This is a genomic window from Cupriavidus sp. Met-2 (genome assembly GCF_049843575.1).
GTDB classification, from domain to species: Bacteria; Pseudomonadota; Gammaproteobacteria; order Burkholderiales; family Burkholderiaceae; genus Cupriavidus; species Cupriavidus metallidurans.
In genome coordinates, this window is the sequence record NZ_JBBHZL010000008.1 from 1 (window position 1) to 19,252 (window position 19,252).

Sequence of the window (19,252 nt, forward strand, 5' to 3'; positions counted from 1 at the left end):
GGGGTTGGCAAGCACTTTCTGAAAATATCTAAAAAGGCTCTTCCAAAGCCTGACTGGCTATCGCCAAAATCATCGGCTCAACGGCAAATGCGTCATATATATAGAGGCATGTGACACCATGGATTCAGCCGCCGGATTCCCCGATACGGAATTCCGGCGAAAGTGGAGACAACTAGATGAGCATTCGTATCGTCAGGCTTGGCACACCCCGCGCAGCGGATGAAGGCCTGCGCATCGGTACCGTGAGACGGCCACCGCGAGGTGTCCCCAAGGCGGAGTTCGCCAGCAGGGACTATTACGATGTGTGGTACCCGGTACTTTCACCCTCCGCCGATCTAGTCGCGGAAGCGCAAGCAGCGACAGACGACAAGGCTTGGCGCGCATTCGACAGACATTTCCGGTCGCAGATGGCCGAACCAGACGCGAGTCGCACCTTGGATCTGCTGGCGGCGCTATCCCATCGGACCAATTTCTCACTCGGCTGCTATTGCGAGAACGAGGCCCATTGCCACCGGTCGATCCTGCGAGACCTGCTGGCTAAGCGCGGCGCCGATATCGCCTGAGTGTGATCGGCCTCGGGCTATGATGCGAAGCTTCGTCGGTGGAACGGCGAAGCCTTCTTACCGCCACTTTTCTCGCCGATGGCACTGAACCTCGTCTGGCTCGGATTCTTTCTCGTTTCTTTTGTCGCCGCATGTGTGCGGTTGATTGGTGGCGACACCGCGGTGTTTCCAGCCATGCTGGCCAGCCTGTTCGACAGCGCGCGCACTGCCTTCGAGATTTCACTTGGGTTGGCCGGAGTGATGAGCCTGTGGATCGGCATCATGCGCGTCGGCGAGCGCGCCGGCGCCGTGGATATGTTCGCCCGACTGGTGAATCCACTATTGCGCCACTTCTTCCCCGGCGTGCCGCAGGGCCATCCGGCGCAAGGCGCGATGATGATGAATATCTCCGCCAACATGCTGGGGCTCGATAACGCCGCCACGCCACTCGGGCTCAATGCGATGCGTGAGCTCCAGTCGCTGAATCGCCAGCCCAGCACCGCCACCAATGCGCAAATCATGTTCATTGTGCTGAACACGGCGGGGCTGACGCTGATTCCGACATCGGTGATCGCCATCCGACAGGCGATGGCTGTGAAACAGGGATTGGTTGGCTTCAATGCTGCGGATATTTTTCTGCCGACACTGCTGGCCACGGCGGTGTCTTGCCTGGCTGGATTGCTGGCCGTAGCGTGGGTCCAGCGGCTCAACCTGCTCAAACCCGCCGTACTGGTCACGTTTGGCCTCATCGGGGGCCTGCTTGGCGTCCTGTTCTTCTGGTTGCGACATGCTCCGCCAGATCAAGTCAGCAAGCTCACTGCCCTGGCCGGCAGTGGATTTATCCTTTCCCTGATCACCCTCTTCCTGGTCGTTGGAGCCCTGCGCCGCATCAATGTCTACGATGCGTTTATCGATGGCGCCAAGGAAGGGTTCGGCGTGGCGGTGCAGATCATTCCCTACCTGGTGGCCATCCTCGTTGCCATCGGCCTGTTTCGTGTAACAGGCTGCATGGATGTGGTGATGCAAGCGCTTACGAGTGTCTTTCAGTGGCTCGGCATGAATACCGATTTCGTGCCCGCCCTGCCCGTTGGGCTTATGAAGATCCTCTCCGGGGCCGGTGCAAGGGGACTAATGGTCGACGTGATGACAACCTACGGCGTCGACTCCTTCCAGGCACGGCTCGCAGCCATTATCCAGGGATCGACGGAAACCACCTTCTATGTGCTTGCGGTGTACTTCGGCAGCGTCAATGTGCGCAATACAAGGCACGCGCTAGCCTGCGCACTATTTGCTGACGGCGTTGGACTCGTTGCGGCTGTCTGGATTGCCTATCTTTTCCGCTAGCCGTTGTACGACCACAACGAGGTTGTGCGGTCATCGAACATCTCGCACAGGGACGCTTGGTGCGACGCAACAAGTCGTGTATAGTGAAGTCTGTCTCCTCCACCACCTCGGTGGATTCCAACCCGCGCATCACCTGCGCGGGTTTTTTTTGCCCAAAATTTGGGGAATCGTGGGTCAGCTGGGCTGTTTCCTTCTGTCCATATGAGGAATATGGAGAACGCACCGCCATGCACCGCGCATCCCGCTTGCGGTGCCACAATGCACGATTTACGCGCCAACCCCTGATTCAAATCAGATTTGTTGCGACGCAGCAAACAGGCAAGTACAGTGACATCGGTACTGACCCTGATACCACTCAGCCGCCCCCGCCTGCTCGATGCGCCCCGCCTTGCACTACCTCCGCTACTGGCCTGATGCCGCCTTTCTACGGCGCGGTGCAGTCTACGCGTTGTCATTTCTCACGCTCGCCGGTACGGCCTGGCTGACTGGGGACACGGGCTACATCTGGTCGGCCACGGCATCCATCTGGACTTGCCTCGCCGACCGCCCCGGCACCGCTGCCGCCCGTATTCGTGGACTGGCAACTGTGGGTATTGGCGGCGCGGCCGTCAGTGTGATTGGCGCGAGCCTCCATGCTTCGCCGCTTGCAGCGCTGGCGTTCGTACTGGCCGCGGGTCTTATGGCAGGCTTGTCGGAGGTTCGCGGTCCCGCCACCGCGCTTTGGTTCAAGCTCCTTTACGTGGTGTTGATCGCCGCATGCCTGCAGCCTGCGTCGGGGCCATCCGCCTCCGCTCATGCCTGGATGGCCGGCTTGGATTTTCTTCGCGGCGGCCTGTTCGCCTGCGCGGTCAGTCTTGTGCTGATCCCCTCGGATCGCGAGACACGCCCACGGACCGAGATCATTGCTATCTACGACGCACTGCGACGGTTCGCAGTGGCGCTCGCAGAAGCAGGCTCGCTGGATATGACACCGCACAAGCAGGAGATTCGCCTGTGCATCGAAACGGCGCGCAGGGCGCTAGCCAGCCGGCGTGGCCTGGCCGATCCCGTTGCGCTCGTGCACTACGCCTACGCCATCGCGGTCGGCGATGCGATATTCGCGCTGTTGATTGTCGCCGGTGAATTGCGCGAAAGGCTGGGCGTCGGCCATGCGTTGCCACTAGCCTGCGCGGCTAGCCGCCTGACCGACATCCACGCTCAAGTTCTGCAAGCCCTGTCCTGCCACGGCCCGGACCTTCCCGCGCTGACGGCCGTGCTCTTCCGGGACCTGCGCGAACTGGCTGCCCGGCGTACCCATGCCAGCACGCCTCCGGCATATCAATCGGCCCTGGCAGCGCTTGCGCAGTTTCCTGCGTTCGATCGCTGGCGCGAGGGCTTCTCCTGGCCGAACAGCGGGTTCGCCGGCCTGATCGATCGCCTCGGTCTCATGCTCGCAGATCTGGCCGCGCGCGACACTCGCGTCACCCGGCACTCGGTGCGCCTTGCGCTCGCCGGCGGCCTGAGTCTTCTGCCCGCGCAAATTTGGCATGTCGATCACGGCTACTGGGTGGCCGTCACCGTGATCATGGTGTTGAGTCCGCGGCTGCAGACGACTCGCCAGATCTCGTTTTTGCGATTTGCCGGATCTCTGGCCGGTGCCCTGCTCGCCTGCGCGATCAGCCTGTGGCACCCAACGCCAGCGCCGGTGCTGGGACTAAGCGCCCTCTTCCTGGCGAGTGCCTATGCTGCGCGGCTGGCGGGCAACCCCGCGGGCTTTGCCTTCTGTCTCACACCAGCGGTCATTCTCTTCTCCTGGCTCGGTGAACCCACATCGAGCAGCAGCCAGGTCGCAGCGATGCGAGGGCTCGATACCGCGATCGGGTGTCTGATCGCACTGGCTAGCTATTACATACTGGCACCGCGTGCCGAGCTGTCGCGCGTCTTCCGCCACAGCATTGACGCGCTGGCGGTCAACGCCGTCTACCTGCGCGCGGCGAGCCGCTCCTCGCGCACACTCACGCCGTCCCATTTGCGGCTCGAGGCCCTGCGCGTAGCGGCGGGCCGTGCATCATCTCGCGCCGAAGCCACGCTGTCCCAGTCTGCCGGGGATCTCGCTTCCGATCTGACGGCGGCCCACACGTCGCTCCATGACACGGCGCGGCGCATGGCTTCCCTGGCCGGGCTGATTCGGGCCGGCGCGGAATCGGGAAGTGTCAACGAGCACCCGGGTCCTGCGGTTCAGGCCATGCTCTCGGAACTTGAGGTACGACTGGCGGAGGTTGCGGCACGACCAGGGCGGATTGATGCGATAGCCCCCTCCGCACCTGACAGGATCGGACCATCTCCACTCGCCACCACGGCATTCGAGCAGTTCCTGGTCGAACAAGCAGCGTACGCCAATGCCCACGTCGACAGCGCGCATCAAGCCGTTGCCCGGATGAGCGCACTGGCCTCTGCGCACGAGCACGGCGGCCGCTCCCGGCGAGGCAGCCTGCACGCCAGTTGATGTGATCGGCCAAAAGGAGAAATTCAGGCTCGCTCAGGGTTGCCGGACGGCTGCAGTTACCTATATTGAAAGGATATTCGCCGTTTCCCCGTTCCCGGCAAGACGAGGTGCGCCATGGTCGATATCACGTTCCCGAACAGCAACCCGACATACTGTGGCACTAGTCTGACGCTCTCCTGCCCGGCGACCGTCAACGGCAATCGTTCGCAGTATTCGGTCACGGCCGAGGCGCTTGAGGCCTATTGCGGCGCGCGCTCCCCGCGCGAAGAGGATCTGGTGCGCGCCTTTACGAACAACCGCGCGCGCATCGAGCAACTGGCGCACAGCATGTTCGAACTGACCGAAGCGCGCGAGATCATGCTGCGTGGCGGACACTTCCGCTTCGCCGGCTGAACGTTCGCGCGCCTGCCTTGTTACTGCTCTGACGACGTCCCGCGCACGAGCAAGACCGGCATGGTCGACTGACGAATCACGGCTTCGGCAACGCTGCCGAGCACGAGCCTGCGCACGCCGCGTCGGCCGTGTGTACCGATGACGAGCAAATCGCCGCCCCACTCACTGGCCGCGGCGTTGATCGACCCAGCTATGTCCCCGGCCACGGCAGGTTCCGTGACGAGTTGCGTCTCGAACTTCACCCCAGCATCGCCGAGCAACTTGCTGGCCGCCTCGAGGGCCCGAGTGCCACTTTCCACGAAAGCGCGTTCGATCTGCGACGGATCGTAGTACCCGGCGTCGAACAGCACCATGGCATTGTCGACGACGTAGAGCGCGAGAATCGTCGCCCCGCTGCCCCCCGCCACACGAATCGCCTCCTGCAATGCCAGATCCGAGGTGCTGCTTCCATCCACCGCCACCACGATCTTGCTGTAAGCCTTGCTCGCCATTGCATTGCCCTCCAGTAAAGAGATGAATTTTCATACTACACGTGGCGCGTGCCTCACGTGACGGCGTGATTCTGAAATCGTTCGCCAATCGGATAGTCTTTTAAATTGACCGACCGGTCGGTTTATATATATAGTGAGCAAGCCCGACCGACCCAAGCACCCAGATCACAAATCACGAGTCGGCCCGTCGCAGCAGACGCCCCGTCAAGGAGACGTGATGTACACACAGAGCCTCGACCTGCCCGGCCAGGCACCGCAAGTGGCGCCCATCGCCCCGGAATTCGCCGATCAACAGGCCGCGTTCGATGCCCGCATTGCCGATGACGGCAAGATCGAGCCGATGGACTGGATGCCGGACGCCTATCGCAAGACCCTTGTCCGCCAGATCTCGCAACATGCGCATTCCGAAATCGTCGGCATGTTGCCCGAAGGCAACTGGATCAGCCGCGCGCCGTCGCTGAAGCGCAAAGCCATCCTGCTGGCCAAGGTCCAGGACGAAGGCGGTCACGGACTCTATCTATATAGTGCGGCCGAAACCCTCAATGCCTCGCGCGACGACCTCGTCGATGCGCTGCACGCTGGCCGCGCCAAGTATTCGTCGATCTTCAACTACCCGACGCTGACTTGGGCGGATGTCGGCGTCATCGGCTGGCTGGTCGACGGCGCCGCGATCATGAACCAGATCCCGCTGTGCCGCTGTTCATACGGGCCGTATGCGCGGGCCATGATCCGCATCTGCAAGGAGGAATCGTTCCACCAGCGCCAGGGCTACGACGCGCTGCTGGCCATGATGCGTGGCACTGAAGCGCAGCGCGAGCTGGTGCAGGACGCCGTCAATCGCTGGTGGTTCCCCGTGCTGATGATGTTCGGCCCGCCCGATTCCGCATCCACCAATAGCGCCCAGACCATGGCCTGGGGCATCAAGCGCATTTCCAACGATGACCTGCGGCAGAAGTTCGTCGATGCCACCGTCGAGCAGGCCAAAGTGCTCGGCGTGACATTGCCCGATCCCGGCCTGGTATGGAATGCCGAGCGCGGCCACTACGACTACAGCCCGCTCGACTGGGAAGAATTCTGGCGCGTGATCAACGGCGACGGCCCGTGCAACCGGGAGCGCCTGGCCACACGCGTCAAGGCACATGACGACGGCGCCTGGGTACGGGAAGCCGCACTGGCTCACGCCGAAAAACAGGCACGTCGCAAAGCCGACGCCAAAGCAGCCTGAACGCAAAGAGGAGACAGACATGACGCAAAAGGAATGGCCGCTGTGGGAAGTCTTCGTCCGCAGCAAACAGGGCCTGGAACACAAGCACTGCGGCAGCCTGCACGCCGCCGATGCGCAGCAAGCACTGCTCATGGCACGCGACGTCTACACGCGGCGGCAGGAAGGTGTGTCGATCTGGGTGGTGCCATCGTCAGCGATAACGGCGAGCGCGCCTGCCGAGAAGGGCGAGTTGTTCGACCCGGCGGCCGACAAGATCTACCGCCACCCGACGTTCTATCAGTTGCCCGAAGAAGTGAACCACATGTAAGGCCGGCGACATGAATTCATCCATCACTGCCGCCTCCAACGGCGACGCCTCATTGGCCGGCCTTCCGCTCACTCGCTCCGCGCCGCTGCAGTATGTGCTCCGCCTGGCCGACAATGCGCTGATCCTGGGACAGCGCAATGCCGAATGGTGTGGCCACGGCCCGGCGCTAGAGGAAGACATCGCGCTGACCAACATCAGTCTCGACCTGATCGGGCAGGCCCGGCTGCTCTACAGCCATGCCGGCGTGCTTGAAGGCCAGTTGACCGGCCGCACCCGGCATGAAGACGACTACGCCTACTGGCGTGGCGAGCGCGAGTTTCACAACTGGACGCTGCTGGAACTGCCGCACCACGGACCGCTGGCCGGCACTGCGCGCGCGGATCGTGACTACGCCATCACCATCATGCGCAACTTTCTGTTCGGCGCGTTGATGGTGGAGTTGTGGCCCGCGCTGGAGCGCAGCCGCGACGCCGAGCTCGCCGCCATCGCCGCCAAGTCGATAAAGGAAGCGCGCTACCACCTGCACCATGCCGCCGGCTGGGTCGTGCGGCTTGGCGATGGCACCGAAACGTCTCACCTCCGGATGCAACGCGCGCTCGAGCATCTGATGCCGTATATGAACGAGTGCTTCGCCGTCGATCCGATCGAGCGGGAAGCCGCGGAGCAAGGCATCGGCGTGCTGACCGCCGACTTGCGCGATGCATGGGACGCCACGGTACGCGCCACACTCGAAGAAGCGACGTTGCGCCTGCCGACCGAGTCCGCGTTCCTCTCGACAGGCAAGCAGGGCGTGCACTCGGAACACATGGGCTATCTGCTGGCCGAGTTGCAGGGGCTTGCGCGCGCCCATCCCGGCGCGCAGTGGTAAGCCAGGGATCGAAGCCATGCGCGACACCCGTGCCCGTGATGCCACCACATCCCCGTTCGCGCCAACGTTCTCGACGCCTTCGGGGAAAAGGGCCGATACGCCCGACGATCGGCTCGCCACCGCGCGCGCGGCACTGGAGGCCGTGCCAGACCCCGAAATCCCGGTCGTTTCGATCCGCGACCTCGGCATTCTGCGAGACGTGCGGCTGGGCGACGATGGACTGACGCTGGAAGCCGTCATCACGCCGACGTACTCGGGCTGCCCGGCGATGTCGCAGATCGAAGAGGACGTGGGCCGCGCGCTCGAGGCCGCTGGGGTCGCCCCCTGGCGCGTCCTCACAGTACTGGCCCCCGCCTGGAGCACCGACTGGATCACCGAATCCGGCCGCGCCAGCCTGCGCGCCTATGGCATCGCCCCGCCGGGGCATTGCGTCACGGATGCCCCGCCGGATAATGCCAAACCGCTGCGCTTCGTGCCACGGGCCCAGTCCGAAGACGCCGTGACATGCCCGCGCTGCGGCAGCCCCCATACGCAGGAGCTGTCGCGCTTTGCGTCCACTACATGCAAGGCGCTCTACCGCTGCCTGGACTGCCGTGAGCCGTTCGACTATTTCAAACCTTACTGACCCCCACCGGCCATGACCCCACAGTTCCATCCGCTGCGCGTGGCGCAGGTTCGTCCGGAGACGTCCGATACGGTGTCGATCGCATTCGATGTGCCTGACGCCCTGCGGGATGCCTACCGGTTCACCCAAGGCCAGTTCCTCACGTTGAAGGCGCCGGTCGGCGGCAACGACGTGCGCCGTTCGTACTCGATCTGCAGTGGCGTGCAGGACTACGCTGAAAGCGGCGAACTGCGCGTGGCGGTCAAGCTCGTCGACGATGGTGTGTTTTCGACCTGGGTCCACGACAACGTCGAGGCCGGACAGACGCTAGACGTCATGACACCCGATGGACGCTTCCACGTGCCGCTGGATCCGGCCGCGTCGCGCCATTACGTGGCCTTCGCCGCGGGCAGCGGCATCACGCCGGTGCTATCGCTGATCCGCACCACACTTGCCGTGGAACCGAACAGCCGCTTCACCCTGGTCTACGGCAATCGCAGCGTCGACACGATCATCTTCTCCGAGGCGCTCGAGGACCTGAAGAATCAGTATTTGTCGCGCTTCACGCTCTATCACGTACTGTCGCGCCAACCGCAGGAGGTGGATCTGCTGCATGGCCGCCTGGATCGCGAACGCGTGAGCCGATTCCTTGACGCACTGATTCCGATCGACGATATCGACGCCGCGTTCGTGTGTGGCCCCGCGTCGATGATCGACGAGGTGGAGGAGGCGCTCAAGGCAGCCGGGCTCGACCCGCACCGCATCCATGCCGAGCGTTTCGGCGTGCCACTCGGCCCACGGCGCGAAATACCCGTTTCGCTCGAAGGACAGACCGGCACGGCCGAATTGGTGGTGGTGCTGGACGGCAAACAGCACAAGATGCGCCTGCCGCTTGGCAATGCCAAAGTGCTCGACACCGCGCTGGCGGCCGGCCTCGACCTGCCCTACGCCTGCAAGGGCGGGGTCTGCTGCACCTGCCGGGCGAAAGTGCTCGAGGGCGAGGTTGAAATGGAGAAGAACTACACGCTCGAGCCGTGGGAGATGGAAAAGGGCTTTGTCCTGACCTGTCAGGCCCGGGCGGTGACGCCGCGCGTGGTGGTCAGCTACGACGAGCGCTAGGCGTCGCGCATATGGTGGAAATCCCACACGCCGGGGTGCCGCCAATGCGCGACTGACCACATGCCGTGATTACAATGGCGGGGACAGGCTTGATCCGTCGCACCCTATACAATCACGGTCATGCAATATATCCATGTCGTCAACGGCGATGTCGCGGGCACCACGCTGCGCCAGGCTCTGGCCCAGGCGGCCCGTCCCGATCCGGTTGTCGTCCTCCGTGACGACCTCGCCGTCGGCCCCATTGCCGATATCGACAGTACCGGCCTGATCCGCTCCGGCTTCTGGCAGCGGGTAGCGCCCCATTCCGATATCGATTTCGCCGCCGAGATGCGCCAGGCGCTGGATCAGTTCCAGGCCCTGCGCCGCGACGACATGGAGGTGGCGATCTGGCATGGCCAGAGCGCGTCAGACCAGTTGATGTTGCGCCGCGTGGTCTTTCATCTCTATCAGACGCCGCAGCGGATCAACGAGGTGGCGATGGACCTGCGCGAGCTGGAAACGCCCACGCATGGCAGCCTGACCGCCATCGGCATGTATTCGGCCGCACGGCTGGCGCGCCGGTTCTCGACCATCGCGCCGGTCTCGGTGCTGCGCCTGGGCCGGCTGGGCTACGAGTGGCAGCAGAACGTCAAGGAAAATGCCGACGTGCGGCTGTGGAAAGGCAACACGCTGGTGCCAGCGGCCTACCACACCGTCGACGACGTGATCCTGGAGCGCGCCCCTGCCGAGTGGACACCGGCCGCCCAAGTGGTGGGCAGCGTGATGGGGGCCATCGAAGGGCTGCTGGCCAGTGACTGGTTCGTGTTCTGGCGCTGCCGTGAGCTGGTCAGCACCGGCCAGCTCGTGCTGCGCGGCAACCCTGAGGCACTCGACACCTGCGAGATCCGTCGCAACAGCCTCGGCGACGACGACGCGTGAACCCGGTCCCTTAATCGACCCAGCAAACCCCAGCGACCCCCGATCGCCCTCCCGGCGAACATTTCGGAGCCATATGGCCAGAACCAAAGCGCCCGATTTCGAGGCGCAACGAGAACAAATCCTTGACCTGGCAGCGGCTGCCTTCGCGGCCACCAGCTACCCGAGCACGTCGATGGCCGATCTGGCCGCCGCGTGCGGCACGTCGAAAGCCCGGCTGTACCACTACTACGAGAGCAAGGAGGCGATCCTGTTCGACCTGCTGGACCGCTATACGTGTCAGCTCATGCAAATCGTCAGCGAGGTGGAAGCGGATAGCACGCGGCGCGGACTGAACAGCCGGGAGACGTTCGGGCACCTGCTGCGCGCCTTCCTGGCCGAATACGAAACGTCGCAGACACGCCATATCGCACTGATCAATGACGTGAAGTTCCTGGCCGAAGAACAGCGCGACCAGATCCTCAGGCGTGAGCGCGACGTGGTGGCCGCTTTCACTCGCCTGCTGCGCCTCGCCTATCCGGACCGGGTCACGGCCGAGAACCAGACCGCGCTGACCATGACGGTGTTCGGCATGATCAACTGGACGTTCACGTGGCTCAAGCCCGGCGGCAAGCTGTCATACGCCCAGTTCGCGGAGATGGTGGTCGACCTCCTCGAAGGCGGCCTGACCCCGCGCGGGCCGGGCGTCACCGGATAGCGCTGCCCCCAGCGGCAGCGCCCGCCCTCAGGACCACTCGGCCTCCTCGCGCTTGCGCCGCTGCTCACGATCCTGCCGGAACATTTCCTCGAGCTCGTCTCGCGCCTGTTTGGTCAGGGACGTCAGCTTCTTCTGGTCTGTGTAGTACGGATAGAACCGGTCGATCCCCTGGATGTTGTGACGGCGGAACCGAAGCGCCACGTTGCGCGCCTCCGCAGGGTCGAAGCCGAGGCCTTCCAGCACGCGGCGCCCCATCATCAGCGACCCCTCGAACATCTCACGCTCGTAGATGCCAACACCCCGGTCCTTGAGCTGGTAGACGTGCGATACATGGCGTGCCCGGGCGCAGATCGTCAACTCCGGCCAGCGTTCACGCACGCGGTCGATCAAGGCGAGGCTGTCTTCCATGCCATCGATCGCCACGACCAGAATCTTCGCCTCCGCCACGCCGGCTGCCTCGAGCAGGTCCACCCGCGTGGCATCGCCGTAGAAAATCTTGAAGCCGTACTGGCGCAGAAACTCGATCTGGTCCGGATCATGGTCGAGCACGGTCACACCGATGCCCTGCGCATAGAGCAGGCGACCGATGATCTGACCATACCGCCCGAAACCCGCGATGATTACCGGGTTGTGCTGCGGCGTGATCACATCGTCGGGCTTCCGCATCAGGATGTGCAGGCGCGGCGCGATCAGCTGATCGAAGACAAGCAACAACAGCGGCGTGGCCACCATCGACAGCGCCACGATCAGGACCAGCAGCGCGTGCATATGCTCGGTCAGCAGGCCAACATTGTCGGCCACCGAAAACACCACGAACGCGAACTCGCCGCCTTGCGAAATCAATAGCCCGAACAGCAACCACTGGCCTCGCGCAATCCCGAACCGGGGCGCGAGCACCGCCAGCACCAGTGTCTTGACCAGTACGAATCCGGCAACCAGCCCAAGTACCTTCCACGGCGCCTGGGCGAGCACGCCGAAGTCGATCGACATGCCGACGGCCATGAAGAACAGGCCGAGCAGCAACCCCTTGAATGGCTCGATGTCGGCTTCCAGCGCGTGTTTGTACTCGGAATCCGCCAGCAGCACGCCGGCGACGAATGTGCCAAGCGCCATCGACACGCCCACCGCTTCCATCATCAGCGCGATGCCAACCACCAGCAGCAGCGCGAAGGCGGTGAACATCTCGCGCATGTCCGTGCGCGCGATGAACCGCAATGCGGGCCGCACCAGGTACCGGCCACCGACCACCACGATGCCGAGTACGGCCACCGCCCTGGCCACCGTTTGCCAGTGAGGCGGGCCGTGGGGTGCGATGTCGGCGGCATCGATCGCCAGCAAGGGCAGCAGCGCGATCATCGGGATCGCAGCGATATCCTGGAACAGCAGAATGCCGAAGCTGGCCGCACCAGCAGGCGTGCCCATCAGGTTCCGCTCGGCCAGGGTAGCAAAGGCAATGGCGGTGGAAGACAGCGCGAGCCCCAGACCTATGACGATCGCAACCTGCCACGACGCACCCAGCAATGCGGCCGCTCCCCCGACTACCAGCGCACACGCCGCCAGCTGGGCCGTGCCGTAGCCAAAGATCGTCTTGCGCAGGTTCTTCAGCTTGCGTGGCTCGAGTTCGAGGCCGATCACGAACATCATCAGGACAACGCCGAACTCCGAGAAATGGAGAATCGACTCGACGTTGGTCACCAGCCTCAGCGCGTAGGGCCCGATTGCCGCACCCGCCAGCAGATATCCGAGCACGGCGCCAAGCCCGAATCGCCGCGCCAGCGGCACGGCCACCACTGCCGCCACCAGGAAGACGACCAGCGCAATCATGAAATCGTGCTGGTTCATGGCGCGTCCTCCCCGCCCAGCTCCGCATCGGTCCACTGTTGCGTTTCAGGGGGTAGCGGTAGCGCCGGCAGATGACGCGCCACATGCTCGATATGGAGCGCCACGGCATCGCTATCGGCGTTGTCGGCGTCATGCAGCACCACCGGCGGGAGCCAGGTCATGCCGCACAACAGCGCGGTCTGTTCGAGCGGCAGCAGGAAATCGGCGATTGGATGGCCATGAGTGCCCTCCGGGCCATAGGCATCGGCATGACCACCGGTGCTGACCACAGCCAGCATCGACTTGCCACGCAGCGCCGTGCCGCCGGGGCCAAAGGCCCAGCCGCTTTCGAGCACATCATCCAGCCACAGCTTGAGAAGCGCGGGCACGCTGTACCAGCGCACGGGAAACTGCAGGACCAGGGTCTCGGCGGTGGACAGCAGGCGTTGCTCGGCGACGACATCGATGTCGTAGTCGACGTAGAGCCGGTACAACTCGCGCACTTCCACATGGGGCAACGCAGCCAGCGCTTCAGCGAGGGGACGGTTAACGCGTGAACGCCTGGGTGACGGATGCGCGAAGATCACAACTACGGGGGGCTCGGTCATGGTGTCTGGGTACGAACGGGTCCAGCGAGTGGCCGGCAGCAGGAGAATGCGGCGTTGCAGCAAATCCACAACACGCCCCCTGGTGACGCCAGGATCGCGCAGCCAAACCGTTGATTTGGCTCAATTTTTCGAAATATCACACTTTTCTGGGTGTGTTGCGGCGCAGGATAGCTTACGCGAGACTGACAATTCCACTACAATAGTTTTCGCGTCGCAGCAACCTAGTGTTTGCCCGGATCCAGTGCATCGTGACACGAAAGTGCACAGGCATCCACCGCGACGATGTTATTTTTATACCGATCACTGAAGAAGGAAACAAAAGTGAACCCGCTCGAACTGAGCAAGGCCGTCGGAGCCGTAACCGACGAAGATCTCCGCCGCGCAGCCGCAGCAAGCCAGGCAGCCCACCGTCACACCGTTCTGGTTCGTGAACTGGCCGCCCATCATCGCTCGCGCCTGCTCAAGCATTTCCTCGCCCTGGGCGAGGAGGATCGCCTGCTCCGTTTTGGCCAGTCGGTGGGTGATCATGTGGTCGAGGCGTACGTCGACAGCATCGACTTCGACCACGACAGCGTGTTCGGCGTCTACGACGAGAGCCTGGAACTGATCGGCGTGGGTCACTTTGCCAACCTGCGCGACAATGCGCAGGGTCGCGTCGCCGAATTTGGCGTGTCGGTCTCCAAGAGCGCGCGTGGCCGCGGTATCGGCAGCGCGCTGTTCGAGCGGGCCGCGATCCACGGACGCAATACCAGCGTGCGTACCCTTTACATGCACTGCCTGTCGCGCAACGCGGCGATGATGCACATCGCCAAGAAGGCCGGCATGAAGGTGCAGTATGCGTACGGTGAAGCCGATGCATACTTGGAATTGACGCCGGCCGACACCGTGAGCCGTCTGACCGAAGCGCTTGACGAGCAAGTTGCCGACCTCGACTACATGATGCGTCGCAATCTGCGCGATGCCCGCCGCTTCGGCCTGCGCTTCTGGCGTTCGCTGGTGCCGCAGAAACATACGGTCTGACACACGCCGCGCTAGCACGCCCAACGTGCTAGCTTGGAAAAGCAAACGGCGCACCCTCGCGGTGCGCCGTTTGCTTTGGTATGGCGTTCAGCCAGCCGATCAGGCGTTGCCAGCTACTGGCAGCGCCGTGGTGTCCTTGATCGATTCGAGTGCGAAGCTCGAACGCACATCGATCACGGAAGGATGCGCAAGCAGTTGCTCCTGCATGAAGCGGGCAAAGTGTTCCATGTCCTCGACATACACCTTGAGCAGCAGGTCCATCTCGCCGGTCATGGCGTGGCAAGCCGCAACTTCGGGCCACGTCTGGATGGCCGCCCGGAAGAGGTCTAGCGGCGCCTTGCCTTTCGGGGTGCCCCCCTGCTTCTCCAGCCTGACGTTGATATAGGCGAGCAGGCCCAGCCCGATCTTGTTGGGCTCCAGCAGCGCTGCATACTGGCGAATGACGCCAATCTCCTCCAGACGACGGATGCGACGCAGACAAGGGCTTGGCGACAGATTCACGCGCTCCGCCACTTCCAGGTTCGTCAGCCTTCCATTGGTCTGCAGGACTTCCAGGATCTTTCGGTCGATCTTGTCCAGCTCCACCTTGCTCACGTTTTGTTGCTCCGCAATATGTTTGTCGGCAATTTTTTTGCGCAAATTTAGCAAGTCGTGCACAAATGCGCAATTTTTTTGATGCGATACCCGCTATCACGGGCCAAATACGCCGATGAAATGCACTGGATTGCACAGGCAAGGATGGTGCCATGATCTTTCGTGAGTCCCGTCCACGAAAAAAAAACGCGACCCGAAGGTCGCGCTCATCTGCCGGTGAAAGTCGGCTTAGTTGCCGCCGCTCGAAGGCGCTGCAGGCGCCGGCGCGGCACCCGGACCGCCAGGGCCGTGGCGCTCCATCCGGTCCATACGTTCCTTGTGCATCTTCTGCATGCTGGCTTCGATCTCAGCCATCGTCACCTTGCCATCGTGATTGGCATCGATCCGATCGAAGCGGTTTGCCATGCGCGGGAAGGCTGCCTTGAACTCGTCGCGGGTCAGCGCACCGTCGTTGTTCTTGTCAGCGGCTTTGAACTTGGCCTCGAAATCAGCCTTCATCTCGGCCCGACGCTGCTCCCACATTGCCTTGTGAAAGGCCGCCAGTTCGGACTTGTCGAGCTTGCCGTCGTGGTTCGTATCGATCTTGTTGAACAGCGCATCAAACTCAGCCTTCGAGATCGCGCCGTCCTTGTCCGTATCGGCCAGCTTCATCAGCCAGTCTCCGCCGCGATGCTCGCCGGGGCCACCCATGCGGTGCATGGGCATGCCTTGCGGGCCGTCGGACGGCGCAGGTGCTGCGGTCTGGGCAAAGGCGCCACCGGCGACCAGGAATACGGCGGAAGCCGCGATGAACTGCTTGAGTGCGTGCGTCTTGTGATTGCGTTGCATGTCTGTGCTCCTTTTCATCACGTTGGGCATGTACGGATTAGAACCCAGACAACCACGCAAGTTTGGCGCTTTTAATACGATGTTACGGGGCTCACAGAACAGACGAGTGCCGTAAACAGACGCAAGATACTCAAACACTGCGCAATATTCTGAAACGTGGGGGCATCCGACAAGCTTAGTCCTTCGCGCCCAGGCTCTCGCCAACCGGGCCTTGCGCAGGCGCATGTTGAGGCGGCGGTGGCACCGGCTGCGCCGGGGATGCGGTGAACTCCTGTGGCTGGGCCGGCGCGTTGACCACCGGCGGCGGGGCGGCCGGGGCCGGCATCGGTGTCGATAGCGGTGCACCGGCACCGGCCGGCGGCGCCGCGCCAAGGTTGCCCGGCCGACCCGCTGTCGGCGTGTTCTGCACCGGCAATGCAATCTCCTGACGCACGCCGTTGCGTTCGATCACGATGTTGCGGCCGTGGATTTCCGTCAAACGAATCTGCGCAGACAGCGATGCGCCGACGCGCACGGCCTTGGGCGGCCCGCCGTCGAGCGACAGAATTGCCGCCGCAGGGCCTACGCCATCCAGATCCGCCACGACGCCGATCAGTTGCACATCGCGAACGCCTGACTGAGCGCTGCCGCCGAATAGCGTCGCCACTGCTCCGGTCTCGACTGGCTCGGTCTGGGCGATACGCGCGGAAGTTGGTACGGGGATCGTCCGCATCGCACTGAATACCAGGACCCAATGGGTCACCAGCGCGCACAGCGCGACAAACAGCGCCAGGCCAGCCAGGCGAGGCATCCAGGCGGCGGACGGGTCGAAACGGAGGGCAGGCCGAAGCAGGGTTGACACAGATCGATACGCCGGGCGGCTCGAATAGGGAGACCGCCTAGCGTACCAGACCCACATGTCACCTGTCGTCTGCCAACTGACGCAATATCAGCAGGCAGATTCGAAGAATGCGACGGCGATCAAAGGATGTCGTCGAGCAGGTCCGGCCCGAACACTTCGCGATGAATATGTCCGACTGGAACGCCCGAGGCGATCAACGCGCGACGCTGTTCCTGCATGAAGCCAAGCGGGCCACACAGATAGAAGCGGGCGTCATTGAAAGCGGCGTTGTCACCAGACTTGAGCAGGGCCTCGACCGGCATCGTGCCGGCGTGGTCGTAGTCGCGCCCCGAGGCATCCACCGACTGCGGCGTTTCATAGCTGACATGGGTACGCAGATTGGGCATCCGCTCGCGCGCCCATGCCAGGTCGCGACGATGCGCGTGCTGACGACCATGACGGGCGGCATGGGCGAACAGCACCGGTCGATGCGGATTTTCGTGTGCGAGCGTGCGCAACACCGAGACCATCGGCGTCACGCCGATGCCTGCCGACATCAGCACGATCGGCTGGCGGCTATCGAGCTCGGGCGCGAAATCGCCCCAAGGGGTGCTCACGTGCAGCGTCGTGCCGACCTGGGCGTTCTCATGCAGCCAGTTCGATACCGTACCCGCCGGCGCGTCGCTTGCGCCATCTTCGCGCTTCACCGAGATACGCCACGTCGGGAGGCCGCGCTCGCCCGAAAGCGAATACTGGCGCAGTTGACGGCGTCCGTCGGCGAACGATGCCTCGACGCTGATGTACTGACCCGGCGCGAAGTCACGCAGCGGCGAGCCGTCTTCGGCGGCCAGCGTCAACGCCACCACCTGATCCCCCTCCTGCTCGCGGTTCACCACGCGCACGCGCAGAAGCTCACCTGCCGCCACGCCATGGCGTTCATAGAGTCGGGCCTCTGCGGCAATCAGTTCGCCGGCCAGCAGCCAGTAGGCTTCGTCCCAGGCGGCCAGCAGCGGCGGCGTGGCGGCGTCGCCCAGCACGGCGGCAATGGCTTCCAGCAGATACTTGCCGACGATCGGATAGTGAGCCGGCGTCAATCCGACCGCCACGTGCTTGTGGACGATGCGCTCGACCACGGGCGCAAGCACGTCGGCACGATCGATGTTGGCCGCATAGGCGAACACTGCCGAGGCCAGCGATTGCTGCTGCGAGCCATTGGCCTGATTGCCCATGTTGAAAATGCGCTTCAGTTCGGGGCGCGCCGCGAACATCTCTCGGTAGAAATGTGTCGTGATCGCAAGACCGTGCTCACGCAGCACGGGGACGCTGGCATCGATATAGGGGCGGGAAGCAGCGGACAACATCAGCAAAACTCCTTGAATCATGCATGTAAAATGCATGTTTTTGCACACAATAAAGCCGGCAGACGACATGGGTCGGGGTGGCCCCCCGAATCCTTATGCCACGTGCCGGCTCAGGAAATCTCGATGCAGGCTGATGATCGATTCGGCCGTGCGGCTACCTGACACATCGGCCAGGGTCACACCATCCAGCGCGCGATAGAACGCCTCTTCGGCGTCATCGAGTGCCCGTTTCAAACGGCAATTGCCATTCAAGGCACATGGCGGATCGGCGCAGTCGATGATGGCCTTGCGGCCTTCGAGCTCGCGCAGGATCGCGCCAACGGACAGTTTCTCCGCTCCCGGGCCGAGTTGCAGACCGCCGTGGCGCCCGCGCGTTGCCGAAATCCAGCCGAGCTTCGACAACCGCGCAGCCACCTTTACGAGGTGGTTATGCGAGATATCGAATTGCTGGCCAACCTCGGCAATCGTGATTGGCCGGCTGCCGTCGCCGCGTGATACATACATCAGCAGGCGCAGCGCGTAGTCGGAGAATCGGGTCAGTTGCATCGTGACTGGAATCATAGATAACGTGCATCGCCAATGCAAGATTTTTGATGCAATGCAGCATTAGGCACAGCCGGATCTGCCTCAGCACATTAAACAGTCATGCGGCGGCGGTTATACTTTCCGATCATATCCGCCGTGCTGCTTGCCTCGGCGCGGCTCTCTCCCGACATACAAGTCCAAGGCACTATTCACGATGCGCAGATTCGCCAGCCAGCCCGACACCCGACTCCCCAGCCAACGCCGCCGCGCGCGCGGCTTCACCCTGATCGAAATCATGGTGGTGATCGTGATCCTGGGGGTGCTCGCGGCCCTGGTGGTGCCGAAAATCATGAGCCGCCCCGATGAGGCACGCATCGTCGCGGCGCGTCAGGACATCTCGTCGGTCATGCAGGCGCTGAAGCTTTACCGTCTCGACAACGGCCGCTACCCGACCACCGAACAGGGTCTGGCGGCGCTGGTGACCAAGCCGACCATCGAGCCCGTTCCCAACAACTGGAAGGGTGGTGGTTACCTGGAAAAGCTGCCGAAGGACCCGTGGGGTCACCCGTACCAGTACCTGAACCCCGGCGTACGCGGTGAGATCGACGTGTTCAGCTTCGGTGCCGATGGCCAGCCCGGCGGCACCGGCAACGACGCCGACATCGGCAACTGGGAATAAGCGCCC

At 63.2% G+C, this 19,252-nt stretch carries 21 protein-coding genes; 13 read left to right on the plus strand and 8 right to left on the minus strand.

The genetic code is table 11. The annotated features are described in order from the left end of the window. Positions 1 to 176: 176 nt before the first annotated feature. The 4 genes from WD006_RS17525 (at position 177) to WD006_RS17540 (ending at position 4,764) form a co-directional block, all read left to right on the plus strand. The gene (locus WD006_RS17525; RefSeq protein ID WP_011517786.1) at positions 177 to 563 is read left to right on the plus strand and encodes a DUF488 domain-containing protein; all 387 of its coding nucleotides are present in this window, start codon (positions 177 to 179) and stop codon (positions 561 to 563) included. A 78-nt stretch (positions 564 to 641) separates the two neighbouring features. Beyond that, positions 642 to 1,886 (plus strand): nucleoside recognition domain-containing protein, encoded by a 1,245-nt coding sequence (locus WD006_RS17530; RefSeq protein ID WP_011517787.1) that lies wholly within the window; start codon positions 642 to 644, stop codon positions 1,884 to 1,886. A gap of 376 nt (positions 1,887 to 2,262) precedes the next feature. Beyond that, on the plus strand, positions 2,263 to 4,371 hold the full coding sequence (locus tag WD006_RS17535) for an FUSC family protein (RefSeq protein ID WP_029306892.1): 2,109 nt from the start codon (positions 2,263 to 2,265) through the stop codon (positions 4,369 to 4,371). Positions 4,372 to 4,485: 114 nt separating this feature from the next. Continuing rightward, complete coding sequence (locus tag WD006_RS17540; protein WP_011517789.1) at positions 4,486 to 4,764, plus strand: DUF1488 domain-containing protein; 279 nt, start codon at positions 4,486 to 4,488, stop codon at positions 4,762 to 4,764. 20 nt (positions 4,765 to 4,784) lie between these two features. On the opposite strand, the gene WD006_RS17545 is transcribed toward WD006_RS17540, so the two are convergent. Then, a complete protein-coding gene (locus WD006_RS17545; protein WP_011517790.1) occupies positions 4,785 to 5,255 on the minus strand; it encodes a universal stress protein in 471 nt (156 codons plus the stop codon). 217 nt (positions 5,256 to 5,472) lie between these two features. Between WD006_RS17545 and paaA the strand changes: the two genes are divergently transcribed. The 7 genes from paaA (at position 5,473) to WD006_RS17580 (ending at position 10,990) form a co-directional block, all read left to right on the plus strand. Continuing rightward, complete coding sequence (gene paaA / locus WD006_RS17550) at positions 5,473 to 6,480, plus strand: 1,2-phenylacetyl-CoA epoxidase subunit PaaA (RefSeq protein WP_011517807.1); 1,008 nt, start codon at positions 5,473 to 5,475, stop codon at positions 6,478 to 6,480. 19 nt (positions 6,481 to 6,499) lie between these two features. Continuing rightward, on the plus strand, positions 6,500 to 6,787 hold the full coding sequence (gene paaB, locus WD006_RS17555; RefSeq protein ID WP_008647104.1) for a 1,2-phenylacetyl-CoA epoxidase subunit PaaB: 288 nt from the start codon (positions 6,500 to 6,502) through the stop codon (positions 6,785 to 6,787). A gap of 10 nt (positions 6,788 to 6,797) precedes the next feature. Continuing rightward, positions 6,798 to 7,655, plus strand: a complete 858-nt coding sequence (gene paaC / locus WD006_RS17560) for a 1,2-phenylacetyl-CoA epoxidase subunit PaaC (protein WP_011517808.1) — start codon at positions 6,798 to 6,800, stop codon at positions 7,653 to 7,655. A 16-nt stretch (positions 7,656 to 7,671) separates the two neighbouring features. Then, the gene (gene paaD / locus WD006_RS17565) at positions 7,672 to 8,280 is read left to right on the plus strand and encodes a 1,2-phenylacetyl-CoA epoxidase subunit PaaD (RefSeq protein ID WP_011517809.1); all 609 of its coding nucleotides are present in this window, start codon (positions 7,672 to 7,674) and stop codon (positions 8,278 to 8,280) included. A 12-nt stretch (positions 8,281 to 8,292) separates the two neighbouring features. Further along, positions 8,293 to 9,378: a 1,2-phenylacetyl-CoA epoxidase subunit PaaE gene (paaE, locus tag WD006_RS17570; RefSeq protein WP_011517810.1), complete on the plus strand. Its 1,086-nt coding sequence runs from the start codon at positions 8,293 to 8,295 to the stop codon at positions 9,376 to 9,378. A gap of 120 nt (positions 9,379 to 9,498) precedes the next feature. After that, positions 9,499 to 10,296 carry a DUF1835 domain-containing protein gene (locus WD006_RS17575; RefSeq protein ID WP_011517811.1) on the plus strand — a complete coding sequence of 266 codons (798 nt, stop codon included), beginning with the start codon at positions 9,499 to 9,501 and terminating at the stop codon, positions 10,294 to 10,296. Positions 10,297 to 10,369: 73 nt separating this feature from the next. Further along, positions 10,370 to 10,990 (plus strand): TetR/AcrR family transcriptional regulator, encoded by a 621-nt coding sequence (locus WD006_RS17580; protein ID WP_011517812.1) that lies wholly within the window; start codon positions 10,370 to 10,372, stop codon positions 10,988 to 10,990. 27 nt (positions 10,991 to 11,017) lie between these two features. Here WD006_RS17580 and kefC read toward each other — a convergent pair whose 3' ends face one another. Then, on the minus strand, positions 11,018 to 12,832 hold the full coding sequence (gene kefC / locus WD006_RS17585) for a glutathione-regulated potassium-efflux system protein KefC (protein WP_029306891.1): 1,815 nt from the start codon (positions 12,830 to 12,832) through the stop codon (positions 11,018 to 11,020). After that, positions 12,829 to 13,419: an NAD(P)H-dependent oxidoreductase gene (locus WD006_RS17590; protein ID WP_024569359.1), complete on the minus strand. Its 591-nt coding sequence runs from the start codon at positions 13,417 to 13,419 to the stop codon at positions 12,829 to 12,831. Before WD006_RS17590 ends, kefC begins: the two co-directional genes overlap by 4 nt. Before the next feature lie 321 nt (positions 13,420 to 13,740). On the opposite strand from WD006_RS17590, the gene WD006_RS17595 reads away from it, so the two are divergent. Continuing rightward, complete coding sequence (locus WD006_RS17595) at positions 13,741 to 14,439, plus strand: GNAT family N-acetyltransferase (protein WP_029306890.1); 699 nt, start codon at positions 13,741 to 13,743, stop codon at positions 14,437 to 14,439. A 99-nt stretch (positions 14,440 to 14,538) separates the two neighbouring features. On the opposite strand, the gene WD006_RS17600 is transcribed toward WD006_RS17595, so the two are convergent. The 5 genes from WD006_RS17600 to WD006_RS17620 form a co-directional block, all read right to left on the minus strand. Beyond that, on the minus strand, positions 14,539 to 15,033 hold the full coding sequence (locus tag WD006_RS17600) for an Lrp/AsnC family transcriptional regulator (protein ID WP_008647119.1): 495 nt from the start codon (positions 15,031 to 15,033) through the stop codon (positions 14,539 to 14,541). 228 nt (positions 15,034 to 15,261) lie between these two features. Beyond that, positions 15,262 to 15,861 carry an EF-hand domain-containing protein gene (locus tag WD006_RS17605; protein ID WP_029306889.1) on the minus strand — a complete coding sequence of 200 codons (600 nt, stop codon included), beginning with the start codon at positions 15,859 to 15,861 and terminating at the stop codon, positions 15,262 to 15,264. 175 nt (positions 15,862 to 16,036) lie between these two features. After that, positions 16,037 to 16,651, minus strand: coding sequence for a general secretion pathway protein (locus WD006_RS17610; RefSeq protein ID WP_011517817.1), 615 nt, complete (start codon positions 16,649 to 16,651; stop codon positions 16,037 to 16,039). Positions 16,652 to 16,821: 170 nt separating this feature from the next. Then, a complete protein-coding gene (locus tag WD006_RS17615) occupies positions 16,822 to 18,042 on the minus strand; it encodes a globin domain-containing protein (RefSeq protein ID WP_029306887.1) in 1,221 nt (406 codons plus the stop codon). Between the two features lie 93 nt (positions 18,043 to 18,135). Next, the gene (locus WD006_RS17620; protein ID WP_024569529.1) at positions 18,136 to 18,588 is read right to left on the minus strand and encodes an RrF2 family transcriptional regulator; all 453 of its coding nucleotides are present in this window, start codon (positions 18,586 to 18,588) and stop codon (positions 18,136 to 18,138) included. Positions 18,589 to 18,781: 193 nt separating this feature from the next. Here WD006_RS17620 and gspG point away from each other — a divergent pair, with 193 nt between their 5' ends. Next, positions 18,782 to 19,246 (plus strand): type II secretion system major pseudopilin GspG, encoded by a 465-nt coding sequence (gene gspG / locus WD006_RS17625; protein WP_011517819.1) that lies wholly within the window; start codon positions 18,782 to 18,784, stop codon positions 19,244 to 19,246. Positions 19,247 to 19,252 lie beyond the last annotated feature (6 nt).

Bases quoted from the DNA above. Each gene is read 5' to 3' on its own strand.
- paaA (WP_011517807.1), top strand. From the start codon at position 5,473: ATGTACACACAGAGCCTCGACCTGCCCGGCCAGGCACCGCAAGTGGCG.
- WD006_RS17580 (WP_011517812.1), top strand. From the start codon at position 10,370: ATGGCCAGAACCAAAGCGCCCGATTTCGAGGCGCAACGAGAACAAATC.
- WD006_RS17620 (WP_024569529.1), bottom strand. From the start codon at position 18,588: ATGCAACTGACCCGATTCTCCGACTACGCGCTGCGCCTGCTGATGTAT.
- paaB (WP_008647104.1), top strand. From the start codon at position 6,500: ATGACGCAAAAGGAATGGCCGCTGTGGGAAGTCTTCGTCCGCAGCAAA.
- WD006_RS17615 (WP_029306887.1), bottom strand. From the start codon at position 18,042: ATGTTGTCCGCTGCTTCCCGCCCCTATATCGATGCCAGCGTCCCCGTG.
- WD006_RS17545 (WP_011517790.1), bottom strand. From the start codon at position 5,255: ATGGCGAGCAAGGCTTACAGCAAGATCGTGGTGGCGGTGGATGGAAGC.
- paaE (WP_011517810.1), top strand. From the start codon at position 8,293: ATGACCCCACAGTTCCATCCGCTGCGCGTGGCGCAGGTTCGTCCGGAG.
- gspG (WP_011517819.1), top strand. From the start codon at position 18,782: ATGCGCAGATTCGCCAGCCAGCCCGACACCCGACTCCCCAGCCAACGC.
- WD006_RS17605 (WP_029306889.1), bottom strand. From the start codon at position 15,861: ATGCAACGCAATCACAAGACGCACGCACTCAAGCAGTTCATCGCGGCT.
- WD006_RS17530 (WP_011517787.1), top strand. From the start codon at position 642: ATGGCACTGAACCTCGTCTGGCTCGGATTCTTTCTCGTTTCTTTTGTC.
- paaC (WP_011517808.1), top strand. From the start codon at position 6,798: ATGAATTCATCCATCACTGCCGCCTCCAACGGCGACGCCTCATTGGCC.
- kefC (WP_029306891.1), bottom strand. From the start codon at position 12,832: ATGAACCAGCACGATTTCATGATTGCGCTGGTCGTCTTCCTGGTGGCG.
- WD006_RS17590 (WP_024569359.1), bottom strand. From the start codon at position 13,419: ATGACCGAGCCCCCCGTAGTTGTGATCTTCGCGCATCCGTCACCCAGG.
- WD006_RS17540 (WP_011517789.1), top strand. From the start codon at position 4,486: ATGGTCGATATCACGTTCCCGAACAGCAACCCGACATACTGTGGCACT.
- WD006_RS17535 (WP_029306892.1), top strand. From the start codon at position 2,263: ATGCGCCCCGCCTTGCACTACCTCCGCTACTGGCCTGATGCCGCCTTT.
- WD006_RS17575 (WP_011517811.1), top strand. From the start codon at position 9,499: ATGCAATATATCCATGTCGTCAACGGCGATGTCGCGGGCACCACGCTG.
- paaD (WP_011517809.1), top strand. From the start codon at position 7,672: ATGCGCGACACCCGTGCCCGTGATGCCACCACATCCCCGTTCGCGCCA.
- WD006_RS17525 (WP_011517786.1), top strand. From the start codon at position 177: ATGAGCATTCGTATCGTCAGGCTTGGCACACCCCGCGCAGCGGATGAA.
- WD006_RS17610 (WP_011517817.1), bottom strand. From the start codon at position 16,651: ATGCCTCGCCTGGCTGGCCTGGCGCTGTTTGTCGCGCTGTGCGCGCTG.